The 13,493-nt window shown below is 70.0% G+C and carries 13 protein-coding genes; 7 read left to right on the forward strand and 6 right to left on the reverse strand.

Annotated elements, in window-relative coordinates; translation table 11 throughout:
* A complete protein-coding gene (locus AW273_RS11745; RefSeq protein WP_157555720.1) occupies positions 1 to 636 on the forward strand; it encodes a response regulator in 636 nt (211 codons plus the stop codon).
* Here AW273_RS11745 and AW273_RS11750 read toward each other — a convergent pair.
* Positions 608 to 1,237 (reverse strand): hypothetical protein, encoded by a 630-nt coding sequence (locus tag AW273_RS11750; RefSeq protein WP_062348158.1) that lies wholly within the window; start codon positions 1,235 to 1,237, stop codon positions 608 to 610. The genes AW273_RS11745 and AW273_RS11750 overlap by 29 nt on opposite strands.
* A 150-nt stretch (positions 1,238 to 1,387) precedes the next feature.
* Between AW273_RS11750 and AW273_RS11755 the strand changes: the two genes are divergently transcribed.
* Genes AW273_RS11755 through AW273_RS11780 form a run of 6 tightly spaced genes read left to right on the forward strand, consistent with a single transcriptional unit; the run spans position 1,388 to position 7,182 of the window.
* On the forward strand, positions 1,388 to 2,143 hold the full coding sequence (locus AW273_RS11755) for an amino acid ABC transporter ATP-binding protein (RefSeq protein ID WP_062340678.1): 756 nt from the start codon (positions 1,388 to 1,390) through the stop codon (positions 2,141 to 2,143).
* Between the two features lie 11 nt (positions 2,144 to 2,154).
* Positions 2,155 to 2,964 (forward strand): glutamate ABC transporter substrate-binding protein, encoded by an 810-nt coding sequence (locus AW273_RS11760; RefSeq protein ID WP_062348159.1) that lies wholly within the window; start codon positions 2,155 to 2,157, stop codon positions 2,962 to 2,964.
* Positions 2,965 to 3,021: 57 nt separating this feature from the next.
* Complete coding sequence (locus AW273_RS11765) at positions 3,022 to 3,690, forward strand: amino acid ABC transporter permease (RefSeq protein ID WP_062348161.1); 669 nt, start codon at positions 3,022 to 3,024, stop codon at positions 3,688 to 3,690.
* Positions 3,687 to 4,541: an amino acid ABC transporter permease gene (locus AW273_RS11770; protein ID WP_062348162.1), complete on the forward strand. Its 855-nt coding sequence runs from the start codon at positions 3,687 to 3,689 to the stop codon at positions 4,539 to 4,541. Before AW273_RS11765 ends, AW273_RS11770 begins: the two co-directional genes overlap by 4 nt.
* Positions 4,542 to 4,594: 53 nt before the next feature.
* A complete protein-coding gene (locus tag AW273_RS37850) occupies positions 4,595 to 5,329 on the forward strand; it encodes a type 2 periplasmic-binding domain-containing protein (RefSeq protein ID WP_062348164.1) in 735 nt (244 codons plus the stop codon).
* Between the two features lie 41 nt (positions 5,330 to 5,370).
* Complete coding sequence (locus tag AW273_RS11780) at positions 5,371 to 7,182, forward strand: S9 family peptidase (RefSeq protein WP_062348166.1); 1,812 nt, start codon at positions 5,371 to 5,373, stop codon at positions 7,180 to 7,182.
* An 11-nt stretch (positions 7,183 to 7,193) separates the two neighbouring features.
* Here AW273_RS11780 and cqsA read toward each other — a convergent pair whose 3' ends face one another.
* From cqsA to recA, 5 genes are all read right to left on the reverse strand, one after another.
* Positions 7,194 to 8,360: an alpha-hydroxyketone-type quorum-sensing autoinducer synthase gene (gene cqsA / locus AW273_RS11785; RefSeq protein WP_062348167.1), complete on the reverse strand. Its 1,167-nt coding sequence runs from the start codon at positions 8,358 to 8,360 to the stop codon at positions 7,194 to 7,196.
* 468 nt (positions 8,361 to 8,828) lie between these two features.
* Complete coding sequence (rny, locus tag AW273_RS11790) at positions 8,829 to 10,469, reverse strand: ribonuclease Y (protein WP_062348168.1); 1,641 nt, start codon at positions 10,467 to 10,469, stop codon at positions 8,829 to 8,831.
* 167 nt (positions 10,470 to 10,636) lie between these two features.
* Positions 10,637 to 10,852, reverse strand: coding sequence for a hypothetical protein (locus AW273_RS37140; RefSeq protein ID WP_157555724.1), 216 nt, complete (start codon positions 10,850 to 10,852; stop codon positions 10,637 to 10,639).
* Between the two features lie 216 nt (positions 10,853 to 11,068).
* The gene (gene recX, locus AW273_RS36165) at positions 11,069 to 11,776 is read right to left on the reverse strand and encodes a recombination regulator RecX (RefSeq protein ID WP_232327347.1); all 708 of its coding nucleotides are present in this window, start codon (positions 11,774 to 11,776) and stop codon (positions 11,069 to 11,071) included.
* Between the two features lie 611 nt (positions 11,777 to 12,387).
* Positions 12,388 to 13,485, reverse strand: a complete 1,098-nt coding sequence (gene recA / locus AW273_RS11800) for a recombinase RecA (RefSeq protein ID WP_062348170.1) — start codon at positions 13,483 to 13,485, stop codon at positions 12,388 to 12,390.
* Positions 13,486 to 13,493: the final 8 nt, after the last annotated feature.

Raw genomic sequence — 13,493 nt, forward strand, 5'->3', positions numbered from 1 at the left:
TTGGACCCGATCCGCGTCCTGCTCGTCGACGACCACCCCGCGTTCCGGGCGGGCCTGTCGGCGCTGCTCAAGCCGGTCCGTGAGGTCGTGATCGCCGACGAGGCGTCCACCGGCGAGCAGGCCCTGGCGCTCGCCGGCGGGGTGCAGCCCGACGTGGTGCTGATGGACCTCGCCATGCCCGGCATGGGCGGGGTGGCCGCGACCGAGCGGCTGGTGCGCGACCACCCGCACATCCGGGTGCTGGTGCTGAGCATGGCCGACGACGACGACTCGGTCTTCGCCGCCCTGCGGGCCGGAGCCCGGGGATATGTGCTGAAAGGGGCCAGGAAGGCCGAGCTGGTGCGGTCGATCGTGGCGGTGCACGGCGGCGAGGCGATCTTCGGGCCGGCCATCGCGTCGCGGCTGACCGGCTACTTCACCGGTCTGGCCCGACGTGAGCAGGGCTTCCCCGAGCTGACCGCCCGGGAGCGGGAGATCCTGACCCTGATGGCCGGTCATCTGACCAATCCGGTGATCGCCGAGCGGCTCGGGCTGAGCGGCAAGACGATCCGCAACCACGTGTCGAGCATCTTCGCCAAGCTGCACGTCGCCGACCGCGCCGAAGCGATCACGCGGGCTCGTGAGTCGGGGTTCTGAGCAGGATCCGGGCCATCCATCCCAGTGCGGCCAGCTCCAGCAGCGCGCCGATCGACTGGACGGCGGGCGAGGCGCCCGCCACCGCGAACGGCACCGCGATGCCGGCGACCACCGCCGCCGGCACCCACCAGGGGGCGACCTTCTTGACCGCGAGCCCGACGAGCAGGACCAGCGTGCCGACATGGGTGAAGAAGCCGGGGAACAACATGCCGAACAGGAAACCGGGCAGCTCGCCGGCCGTCGCGATGACCTTCTCGGCCGTCTCGGCGGGCACGGTCTGGGCCAGCGCCAGGTCGTAGAAGTCGGTCGTGAACAGGGTGCACGCCGCCGCCGCGCCGAACAGGCCCAGCGTCAGGCCCGTGTTGGCCAGGCCCCTGGACCGGGGGTAGAGGAGCGCGGCCAGGCCGAAGAACGCGGGGATCATCGCGAGGGTGGCGTACAGGAACAGCAGGCCGCTGACCTGCACCTGGCCGGGCATGGCGGCGAAGACGGCCGGATCGTGCTCCTGGCCGGGCGGCGAGGTGAGGAAGGCGGCGAACAGCAGGACGGGCCAGGCGACCAGCGCGCCTGCGGCGACGAGGCGCCGGTAGTTATCGGTCATGCCCTCAGCAAACCGACGACCTGCCCCAAATCTCATGAGTCAGACTCGGGAAAAATGTCCCGACCAGCCGGGATGACCAGGACAGTCGTGATGTGATCGGTATAACTCCGCTGCTGACTTGGAGATATAGCCCCCTTTACGTTGACTCCCATGACAGAAGCCGTCGGATCGACTTCTCTCGTCAGACTTGAGAACGTCAACAAGCACTTCGGCACCCTGCACGTGCTGAAGGACATCGACCTCGACATCGCGCGGGGCGAGGTCGTGGTCGCCATCGGCCCCTCCGGGGCCGGCAAGTCGACCCTCTGCCGGGTGATCAACCGGCTGGAGACGATCGACTCGGGCACCATCACCTTCGACGGCAAGAGCCTGGCCGTCGAGGGCCGCGCGCTGGCCCAGCTCCGCTCCGAGGTCGGCATGGTGTTCCAGTCGTTCAACCTCTTCGCCCACAAGACGATCCTCGAGAACGTCACCCTCGGGCCGATCAGGGTCCGCAAGATCGCGCGCGACCAGGCCGAGAAGCGCGGCATGGAGCTCCTGGAGCGGGTCGGCATCGCCTCGCAGGCGGAGAAGTACCCCGCCCAGCTCTCCGGCGGCCAGCAGCAGCGTGTGGCCATCGCCCGCGCCCTGGCCATGGACCCGAAGATGATCCTCTTCGACGAGCCCACCTCCGCGCTCGACCCCGAGATGGTCCAGGAGGTGCTCGACGTCATGATCTCGCTGGCCAGAGACGGCATGACCATGCTCGTCGTCACCCACGAGATGGGCTTCGCCCGCCGGGCCGCCAACCGGGTGGTCTTCATGGCCGACGGCGCCGTCGTCGAGCAGAACACCCCCGACGAATTCTTCACGAATCCGGGCACCGACCGTGCCCGCGATTTCCTCAGCAAGATCCTCACACACTGAAGGTGGCTGTCATGCGTGTCCGTCGAATTGGTGCCCTCCTGATGACCGCCGCCGCGCTGGCGGCGTCCGTGACCGCGTGCAGCGGTGGCGACGACAAGTTCGTCATCGGCGTGAAGTTCGACCAGCCGGGTCTCGGCCTGAAGCAGACCGACGGTTCGGTGAAGGGTTTCGACGTCGACGTCGCCGCCTACATCGCCAAGGAACTCGGCTACACCCCTGAGCAGATCGAGTGGAAGGAGACCGTGTCGGCCAACCGCGAGCCCTTCATCCAGCAGGGCCAGGTCGACATGGTGGTGGCGACCTACTCGATCACCGACAAGCGCAAGGAGGTCATCTCCTTCGCCGGTCCCTATCTGATCACCGGTCAGGACATCCTGACCCGCGCCGACGACACCACGATCACCGGCCAGGACAGCCTGCAGACCAAGAAGGTCTGCGGCGCCCAGGGCTCCAGCTCCCCGGCCCGCCTGATCGAGAAGTTCGGCGAGGCCTGGAAGGGCCAGTACCTGACCGAGCAGCAGGGCTACGGCGCCTGCCTGCCGCTGCTGGAGCAGGGCCAGGTCGACGCGATCTCCACCGACGCCACCATCCTGGCCGGCTTCGCCGCCCAGAGCCCCGGCAAGTTCCGCCTCGTCGGGCAGGTCTTCTCCGAGGAGAAGTACGGCGTCGGCCTCAAGAAGGACGACAAGGAGACCCGCGACAAGGTCAACGCGGCCATCGAGAAGATGTTCTCCGACGGCTCGTGGAAGAAGGCCGTGGACGCGAACTTCGGCGAGTTCGCCCCCAACTTCGCGACCCCGCCGGCCCTGGAGAAGTACTGATCTGACCGGCTCCCGGCCCTCCCCCAGGGGAGGGCCGTTCTCATGGGGAGGTAGGGCGTGGGCGCCCTCGTCGAAGAGTTCCCGGTCATCCTGGGCGCGTTCTGGCTGACCATACGGCTCACGCTGGCCAGCGCCGCGGCGGCGCTGGTGCTGGGCACCGTCCTGGCCGCCATGCGGGTCAGCCCGTTCGGCGTGCTGCGCGGGGTGGCCACGGTGTACGTCAACACGCTGCGGAACACGCCGCTGACCCTGGTGATCGTGTTCTGCGGGCTCGGCCTCGGGCTGGTGCTCGACGTGTCGTTCTCCGAGTCGCTGTCGACCAACTACCTGTGGTTGTCGATCATCGGGCTGTCGGCGTACACGGCCGCGTTCGTCTGCGAGGCGATCAGGTCGGGCATCAACACCGTGCCCGTCGGGCAGGCCGAAGCGGCGCGGGCGCTCGGGCTGACGTTCACCCAGAACCTGCGGTTCATCGTGTTGCCGCAGGCGTTCCGGGCGATCATCGCGCCGCTCGGCAGCCTGCTGATCGCACTGACGAAGAACACCACGGTCGCCGCCGCGATCGGCGTGGCCGAGGCGTCGCTGACGATGAAGTCGCTGTTCGAGCGGCACCAGGACTCGGTGGTCGCGATCTTCTTCGGGTTCGCGCTGGCCTTCCTCGTGCTCACCCTCCCCACCGGCCTGTTCTTCGGCTGGCTGTCCCGACGGCTGAAGGTGGTCCGATGAGCACCGTCCTGTACGACACCCCCGGCCCGCGCGGCATCCTGCGCAACCGGATCCTGACGTTCGTCTTCGCCGCCGCGCTGCTGGCCGGGCTCTACTTCGCCTACCTGAAGTTCGACGAGAAGGGCCAGTTCGACCCGGCCCTGTGGGAGCCGTTCCTCCAGGGCGACGTGTGGGTGAACCTGATCATCCCGGGCCTGCTGAACACCCTGTCGGCCGCCGCCGTGGCCGCGCTGATCGCGGTGCCGTTCGGGTTCGTGTTCGGCATCGCCCGGTTGTCGGAGCACAAGTGGATCAGGGTGCCCGCCGGGGCGGTCGTGGAGTTCTTCCGCGCCATCCCGCTGCTCATCATGATCTTCTTCGCCCAGTACGGCGGCTCGGCCGTGCTCGGGCTCACCGTGACCTCCTTCACTGCCGTCGTGTTCGGGCTGGTGCTCTACAACGGCTCGGTGCTGGCCGAGATCGTCCGGGCCGGGATCCAGTCGCTGCCGCGCGGCCAGACCGAGGCCGCGCTGGCCGTCGGGCTGCGCAAGGGGCAGGTCATGCGGCTGATCCTGCTGCCGCAGGCGGTGACCGCGATGATGCCGGCCATCGTCAGCCAGCTCATCGTGCTGCTCAAGGACACCGCGCTCGGGTTCATCGTGGCGTTCGAGGACCTGCTGAACGCGGGCGCCCGCATCCTGCCCGCCAACTTCCGCAACCTGATCCCGGCGGTGATCGTCGTCGCGATCATCTACATCATCATCAACGTCCTGGTCGGGCTGCTCGCCAACTGGCTGGAACGCCGCTCCCGCCGCAGCCGCAAGACCACGGTCAAGCCCGTCGAGGCCCCCCAGTCGGTCGGCGTTGGGTAGGCCTTTACGTGTCGGTTCGCCGAGATCGGCGATCAAGATCTGATCCTGATCGGGTGTGGCGCGTCGTCTCCGCGGGTATCGCGGCCCTCTCGATCGCGGCCGGGCTCACGGGCTGTTCGGGCACCGGCCTCCTGATCGGCGTCCGTGCGGGCCAGCCCGGCCTGGCCGAGACGCTGCCCGGCGGCGGCTGGTCCGGTTTCGACATCGCCGTGGCCCATTACGTGGCCCGGCAGCTCGGCTACCGCAAGGACCAGATCCGGTACACCACCGACCTCGACTCGGCCGACCTGGTGATGGGGCCGGCGCGGGAGCCGTACGTCGGCCCCTACCTGGTCGCGGCCAAAGACATCCTGGTCCGGGCCCGCGACCGCGACCGGTCGCTGAAGGAGCTGGCCGGGGGGCTCGTGTGCGGCACCCGGGCCGACACCCTGGGCCTGGCCGGCCGGTTCGGCGCCGAATGGCGGGCCGCCCACCTGGCCGAGGCCAACGTGCCCGCGGCGTGCGGGCCGCTGCTGGCCGACCGGCGCACCGACGCCATCATCGCCGACGCGCCCGTGCTGGCCGGCCTCTCGGCCCAGTACCCCGGCCGGTTCCGGCTGGTCGGACGGCCTCTCGCGCAGGAACGGTACGGGATCGGCCTGTCGGAGCGGACCGAGTCGTGGCGCGACGAGATCGAGGACGCGCTGCGCCAGATGTACGACGACGGTTCGTGGCACCGGGCCGTCATCGACTACCTGGGCGAGCTCGCCACCCAATACGAGATGCCGCCGGCCCTGGAAAAGCGCTAACCACGCGACAGCGTCAGCCGGGTTCCGGCAGGATGCCGTCCATGCTCCCCGAGCGCACGCCGTTGCCGTACGCCGCCCGCATATCCACCGCCGACGTGGCCCGGTCGGGCCTCAACCTCGGCTTCCCGACCGTGATCGGCGACGAGGTGTGGTGGGAGGAAGACCGGCCCGCCCAGAACGGCCGCCGGACCATCGTCCACCGCGCCGCCGACGGACGGCGGCGCGAGATCCTGCCCGCGCCCTGGGACGCGCGCACGCGGGTGCACGAATACGGCGGACGGTCCTATGTCGTCATCCCCGAACTCGGGGTCGTCTTCGCCGAACACTCCGACCAGCGGCTCTACCTCGTCTCCGACGGAACACCGCGAGCGGTCACCGACGAGGGCGACTGCCGTTACGCCGACCTCTCCTGGGCGCACGGGCGGATATTCGGCGTACAGGAACGCCACCACGACGACGGAAAGGTGGAGCGCGCCGTCGTGGCCGTCTCGCTCGACGGGTCGGTCTCGGTCATCGCGTCGGGGTCGGACTTCTACGCCTCCCCCGCGGTCTCCCCCGACGGGGAACACGTGGCCTACATCTGCTGGAACCACCCCCGCATGCCGTGGGTGGGCACCGAGTTGCGGATCACCCGCATCGACGACGGCTCGTCGTGGACGGTCAAGGGCGGGCAGGCCGAGTCGGTGCTCGCGCCGGCGTGGAAGGACGACCGCAACCTCTACCTGGTGTCCGACTGGTCGGGCTGGTGGAACATCTACCAGATCGGCATGTTCGGCACCTCGCCCCGCGCCCTCTACCCCGCCGAGGAGGAGTTCGCGGGCCCGCTGTGGCAACTCGGCGGACGGCCCTACGTGGTGCTCGGCGGCGACCGGCTCGGCGTGCTCCACGGGCAGGGCAACCTGCGGCTGGGGGTGCTCGACGTCGAGTCGGGCGTGCTGACCGACCTCGACGTGCCCTACGACGGCTTCCACCCGGAACTGTCGGCCGACGGCCGGACGCTGGTCGGCCTCGGCTACGGCTGGGACGTGCCCCGCTCGGTCGTCCGCGTCGACACGGTGACCGGCCGGGTCGAGGGCCTGCGCCGCGACATCGCCGAACTGCCCGACGTGGCCTGCCTCCCCCGCCCCTCGGAGGTGCTGATCGACCACCGGGTGCCCGCCTACCTCTACGCCCCGCTCGACGCGACCGGGCCGTCCCCGTTCGTGGTGTTCGCCCACGGCGGCCCCACCGCCCACGTGACGACGGAGCTCAGCCTGGCACGGGCCTTCTTCACCACACGCGGCATCGGCGTGCTCGACGTGAACTACGGCGGCTCCACCGGCTACGGGCGCGCCTACCGCGAGAAACTGCGCGGCCGGTGGGGCGCGGTCGACGTCGACGACGTGATCGCCGCCGCCGAATGGCTCGCCTTCTCGGGCCACGCCGACCCCGACCGCATCGCGATCCGCGGCGGCAGCGCCGGAGGCTGGACGGTCCTGGCGGCCTGCGCGGCCTCCGGCGTGTTCACCGGGGGCGTGTCGATCGCCGGCGTCACCTCGCTCGGCCCGCTGCTGGAGGCCACCCACGACTTCGAGTCCCGGTACGCCGACTGGCTCGCCGGCCCCGACGGCCGGCGCCGCGAGCCGCTGGCCCGGGTCGGCGAGATCGACTGCCCCGTCCTGCTGCTGCAGGGGCAGAACGACCCGGTCGTGCCGCCGTCACAGGCCGAGACCTTCGTCGCGGCGCTCGCCGCCCGGGGTGTGCCATGTACCTACCTCGCCTTCGAGGGCGAGGCCCACGGGTTCCGCCGCATCGAGACCAAGACCGCCGCCCTCGCCGCCGAGCTCTCGTTCTACCTGCAGATATTCGGCTAGCGGCCCGATGATCAACGCCAGCGATCCCGCACGGACTCGCAGGCCGCGATGATCCGGTCGACGTCGTCGTCGCCGAGCCCCGCGTGCAGCGACAGCCTGACCAGCGCCCGGTCCCGGGGCGTCGCCGGCGGCGCGAACACCGCACCGAACACGCCGTGCTCCTCCAGCAGTTCGCGGACCTCGATGGTGGCCCACTCCGTCCCGGTCTGGAGCGCCACGATCTGGCTCACCGAGCCCTCCAGGTCGAAGCCGAGGGCCGCGACCTCGTCGCGCACCCACTCCGACACCTGGTGGAGCCGGTCGCGCCGCCACTCGTCGGCCCGCACGGCCTCCAGCGTCGCCGACAGGCCCGCCACGTCGTGCGCCGGCAGCGCCGAGGAGAACACCGCGGGGAAGGACTCCAGCCGGAAGTAGGGGACGAAGGCCGGGTCGGTGGCCGTGACGAACCCGGCCCGCCCGGCGAAGGCCTTGGAGAGGCTGGCGATCCGGAAGTGCACCCGGTGGGCCAGGCCGAGCTCGACGACCATTCCGGCGCCCAGCGGACCGGTCGTGCCGAGCGAGTGGGACTCGTCGACCACGAGCACGCACCCGGTCTCCTCGGCCAGGTCGCACATCTCCCTGAGGGGGCAGTGGCTCCCGTTCGTGCTGTAGAGGGCGTCGACCGCGATCACCCCGGGGCCGTGGCGGTCGGTCCGCGACCGCAGGTGGCCCAGGTCGTTGTGGCGGAACACGTGCAGCGGCGCGCCCGCCAGCCGCGCCCCGGCGGCGAGGGACATGTGGGCGATCTGGTCGACGTACACGGGGGTGTGCGCGTCGCTGATCGCCTGCAGGAGGCCGAGGTTCGCGTCCCATCCCGACTGGCACAACACCCCGGCGGGCGCGTGCATGTGGGCGGCCAGATCCCGTTCCAGGACGAGCTGGGGGTGGTCGCCGTGGACGTACACCCCCGACGCGAGTGTGCCGAGGCCGTCGGCCAGGCTGTCGGCGATGCTCTTGGCGACCCGATCGTCACCGGCCAGGGCCAGGTAGTCGTTGCTGTTGACCAGGACGTCACCCGCCTCCGGCGACCGTCCGAAGAAGAGTTCCCGGCCACCCCACTCCCCGGCCACCCTGGCCTCGTGGAACCGTTCGACCCGGGCCCGGACACGAGCGGCGGCGGGCGGGGAAGACGTGGTCATCGCACCAAGCTTTCTCTGAGCCGTAAAGTGATCTTTCAACAACACAGAGTGATACAACGCGACGGGTATCGAATGCCACCCGGAACGGGTCAAGATCGCCCCAGCAAGCGCGCCAGGCCTTCACGATCAGCGAGGTCACCGTGCCGGGTGGCTCATCATCGGCACGTGCGAGTTGTCGATCTCGACGATGAGGCCCCCGGCCATGAGTGGTATCAGCCCGCTCATCGTCGGCCGGACGACTGAGGCGGCGAATCATGTGGTCTTCGTAGTCTTCCGGAGCCGGTCACGGCCACTCGGCTGGATGGGTGGGCGAAGCCGTAATGGAAGAAAAGCCTTTCACCGGCGACGGCGAGAACGACGAGCGGCCGACGACCACAACGGCGAGTGGTTCTTCTCAGGCCGACCGAGCCGACCTTACGACTCGCCCCCGGGCTCACTGGCGTGTGCTCGGCCGCACGCGGGGACGGGTCAGCGGGCGAACTCCGTCGCTCTCGACTCCCTGACGACCGTGATGCGGATCTGGCCCGGGTAGGTCAGTTCCTCCTCGACCTGCTTGGCCACGTCACGGGCGATGACCTGGGCCTGGATGTCATCGACGTTGTCGGGCCGGACCATCACGCGGATCTCGCGGCCCGCCTGCATGGCGAAGACCTTCTCCACGCCCTCGTGCCCCTGGGCGATCTCCTCCAGGCGCTCCAGGCGCTTCACGTAGGCCTCCAGGCTCTCCCGCCGCGCCCCCGGGCGGCTGCCGCTGATCGCGTCGGCGGCCTGGGTGAGAACCGCTTCGACGGTACGCACCTCGACCTCGTTGTGGTGGGCCTCGATGGCGTGGACGACGTCGTCGTGCTCGCCGTAGCGGCGGGCGATCTCGGCGCCGATCAGGGCATGGCTGCCCTCGACCTCGTGGGTGAGGGCCTTGCCGATGTCGTGGAGCAGCGCGCAGCGCTTGACGAGGTCGCGGTCGAGGCGCAGCTCGGAGGCCATGATGCCGGCGATGTGGGCCGACTCGATGAGGTGCTTGAGCACGTTCTGGCCGTAGGAGGTGCGGTAGCGCAACTGCCCGAGGAGGGTGATCAGCTCGGGGTGCATCTCGGTGATGCCGAGTTCGACGAGGGCGTCCTCACCGGCACGTACACACAGATCCCGGACCTCGGCGCGGCTGCGCTCGTAGGCCTCCTCGATGCGCTGCGGGTGGATGCGCCCGTCGAGGACCAGCTTCTCGAGTGTCAGCCGCGCGGTCTCGCGGCGCACCGGATCGAAACACGACAGCAGCACCGCCTCGGGGGTGTCGTCGATGATCAGGTTCACGCCGGTCGTCGACTCGAAGGCCCGGATGTTGCGGCCCTCGCGCCCGATGATGCGCCCCTTCATCTCGTCACCGGGCAGGTGCAGCACACTGACGACCGACTCGGCCGTCTGCTCGGTGGCGACCCGCTGCACCGCCAGCGTCACGATCTTGCAAGCCCGCTTCTCGCCCTCCTTGCGGGCATCGCTCTCGATCTCGCGGACGATCAGCGCCGCCTCGCGCTTCGCCTGGTTCTCGATCTCCTTGACGAGCTCGCCCTTGGCCTGGTCGGCGGTCAGCCCGGCCAGCCGTTCGAGGATCTCCCGCCGCTGCTCCCCCAGCTTCTCGAGCTCGGCCCGCCGGTCGGCCAGGTCGGTCTCGCTCTCGGCCAGCCTCCCGGCCCGTTCGAGGTGCGCGCGCCCCTCTTCGTCGAGCCGCCGCTCCCGCTCCGCCAGCCGGCTTTCCCGCCGTTCGAGGTCGGCGCGCAGTTCCTTCAGCTCGTTCTTCAGGACGCGCGACTCCTCCTCGACCTCCCGCCGCATCAGCGCCGCCCCTTCGACGAGCGCCTCGGACTTCCGGATGATCTCCCCGGCGTCGTTCTCGGCCTTGTCGCGGATCTCCGCCGCCTCTTCGCGCGCCCTCTCCAGCTCCTTCTCCCGGAGGCTCTCGCTGAGCTCCAAGCGGATCTGGTCAAGCTGCTCCTGACTCGGACCGAGCTCTTTCGGGGCGGTACGCCGCAGCAAAATGATCAGGAGGGCCGCAATCGCCGCGAAGGCAAGCAGCAGCACCGCCACTGCCAGCACGATCACGATCGTCATGTCCATGCGCACCCACCCCTTCTAGCGTCAAGCCGACAAGGGGTCACCAGCACAGCACGAAGAGACCTGGTGGCACCACCAGGGCATATATTCGTACCCCGAAACGATCGGGGCCGTGGTTCACCGTTATGGCAATCCGCGCTGCGCGGAGTAACTCCTCACTGCGGTCGAGGTTAAGCGTCATTCGGGTAACGAGCAAGCAAAGACGCGGCAGGTGGCGAGTTTTTCTCGATCATCATTTCCCGGTTTCCGGACGAGCCGGACGGGGCACCCGATGACAGACCGGGTTTGATCCATTTCGCTACGTCATGGGCGATGCGCGCCAGATGCCGCGAAGACGGCGTTACGACGAGGGCCCAGATGCGGCCAAGAAATGCGATCAGGATCATTTCAGCACGGGGGCGGTCATAATCGGCGTCAAGACACGCGGAGACCGGATGACCCCAGACACCCCTAACGGGACGACCCGGACCCGGGCCGGCCATGGCGCGACACGGGCCTGAACTCGGCAGGGCGAGCGGATGGGTCTGCCGGGAAGTGAGGACCTCGCGGAGCGACCCGCCGAGACGGTCACAGAGAATACGGGGGGCCGTCCGCCGGGACCGTCACAGAGAATCGAGGTAGCCGCCCTCCTCGGACGTCTCCTCCCCCTCGGCCTCCAGGGCCTCCCTGACGATCCGGAACGCCAGCCCCGCCGGATATCCCTTTCGCGCCAGCATGCCGACGAGCTTGCGGGTCCGGGCGCGTGGATCGGCGCCCCTGGTCGAGCCCAGCTTCCGGGCCACGAGCCGCCGGGCCGTCTCGACCTCCTCGTCGGGATCGAGCCGCTCGACGGCCTCCTTGACCATCTCCTCCTCGACCCCGCGATGCCGCAACTCCTGAGCCAGCGCCCGCCGCGCGAGCCCCCGCCCGTGGTGACGCGAGCTCACCCACATGGCGGCGAACGCCTGGTCGTCGATCAGCCCGACCTCGGAGAACCGTTCGAGGACACGTTCGGCCACCTCGGCGGGGATCTCCCGCTTCAGCAGGGCCTCGGCGAGCTGGGCGCGTGTCCGGGGGGCGAGGGTCAGCAGGCGCAGGCAGATCCCCCGCGCCCGCGCTTCGGGATCGGAACTCTGCTCCTCGGAGAACGGCCCCCGCCGCTTCGACGGACCACCGGAACCGCCACCGACGCCGTCACTGCCGAAGAGCCCGTCACCCTCATCGGGGTCGCCGCCATTCGAGTCATCGCGGCGCGAAGCGCGCCGTCCCGCCCTGCCGGTCTTCGGCCGACGCCCACGTCTGCCCCGCCCGGCGGGTTCCTCATCCGGCAGACCGCCCCAGTCGAGCGGATTCGGGCGATCATCCGCTGCCGCGCCGTCGCCCCCGTCACCACCGGGGAACAGATCCGCGTGACGCGGCCCATCGGACGCCTGGCCCACCGCCCCCCAGACATCGGCATCAGAAGACGCGCGAGACGACCCTCCGGACAGGCCGCCGGCATGGCGGGGCCCGGAGACCGTGTCATCGCCGGACGCCGATCCCGCGTCGTCAGACGGCCGGTCGGATCGTGCACGCTCCCGCTCATCGGGAGAGTCACGACGGCCGGGGACCCACATGTTTCGCCCGTCGGAAGCCGAGCCGACCGACCCGAGGGCCGAGGCGCCGGCCCCATCCCCGATCAACGGGCCCGAGTGCTCGCCCGGGTCGTCGTCGAACGCGGCGCCCGGCCATGCCTCGCCGCCGTCGCGTACCGTCTCCGGGTCGATCTCCGACCATGCCGGGCCGCCCGAGGTCCACTCGGAGCGCGAATCCGGGAAGCCCCATCCCGGGGGGTCGGACTCGCGCTCGTCGGCCCATCGGTCGTCGTCATGCGGCCACCCGGGGCGGCCCCAGGCGCCCCGGTCGTCGTCGTGCCAGGAGTCGGAAGGTCGCACCGGATCGGTCAGACGTCACCCGGCTTGGGGGTGGCCGACGCCTTCGATCCTCGGCCGGACGGGGCCGGGGCGGCGACGGGCACCGCGGGCGCCTCGGGAGCGGCGTCGAGACGGGGGCCGACGCCGAGCTTCTCCTTGATCTTCTTCTCGATCTCGTTGGCGATGTCGGGGTGGTTCTTCAGGAAGTTGCGGGCGTTCTCCTTGCCCTGGCCGAGCTGGTCGCCCTCGTAGGTGTACCAGGCGCCGGCCTTGCGGACGAAGCCGTGCTCCACGCCCATGTCGATCAGGCCGCCCTCGCGGCTGATGCCGAAGCCGTAGAGGATGTCGAAGTCGGCCGTGCGGAAGGGCGGGGCCATCTTGTTCTTGACGACCTTCACACGGGTGCGGTTGCCGACCGGCTCGGTGCCGTCCTTCAGGGTCTCGATGCGGCGGACGTCGAGGCGGACCGACGCGTAGAACTTCAGCGCCTTACCACCGGTCGTGGTCTCGGGCGAGCCGAACATGACGCCGATCTTCTCGCGGAGCTGGTTGATGAAGATGGCGGTGGTGCCGGTGTTGTTGAGGGCGCCGGCGACCTTGCGGAGGGCCTGGGACATCAGGCGGGCCTGGAGACCCACGTGGCTGTCGCCCATCTCGCCCTCGATTTCGGCCTTGGGCACCAGGGCCGCCACCGAGTCGATGACGATGATGTCGATCGCGCCGGAGCGGATCAGCATGTCGGCGATCTCCAGGGCCTGCTCACCCGTGTCGGGCTGGGAGACCAGGAGGGCGTCGACGTCGACGCCGAGCTTCTTGGCGTATTCGGGGTCGAGCGCGTGCTCGGCGTCGATGAACGCGGCGATGCCGCCCTGGCGCTGGGCGTTGGCCACGGCGTGGAGGGCGACGGTGGTCTTACCGGAGGACTCGGGCCCGTAGACCTCGACGATCCGGCCGCGGGGGAAGCCGCCGATGCCCAGGGCGACGTCGAGGGCGATCGCGCCGGTCGGGATGACCTCGACGGGGGCGCGCGCGTCTTCGCCGAGGCGCATGACGGAGCCCTTGCCGAACTGCCGCTCGATCTGGGCGAGGGCGGTCTCGAGGGCCTTGTCGCGGTCGTTCACTGCCATTGGGGTGC

Origin of the sequence: Herbidospora yilanensis (assembly GCF_001570565.1) — a bacterium.
Classification (GTDB): Bacteria; Actinomycetota; Actinomycetes; order Streptosporangiales; family Streptosporangiaceae; genus Herbidospora; species Herbidospora yilanensis.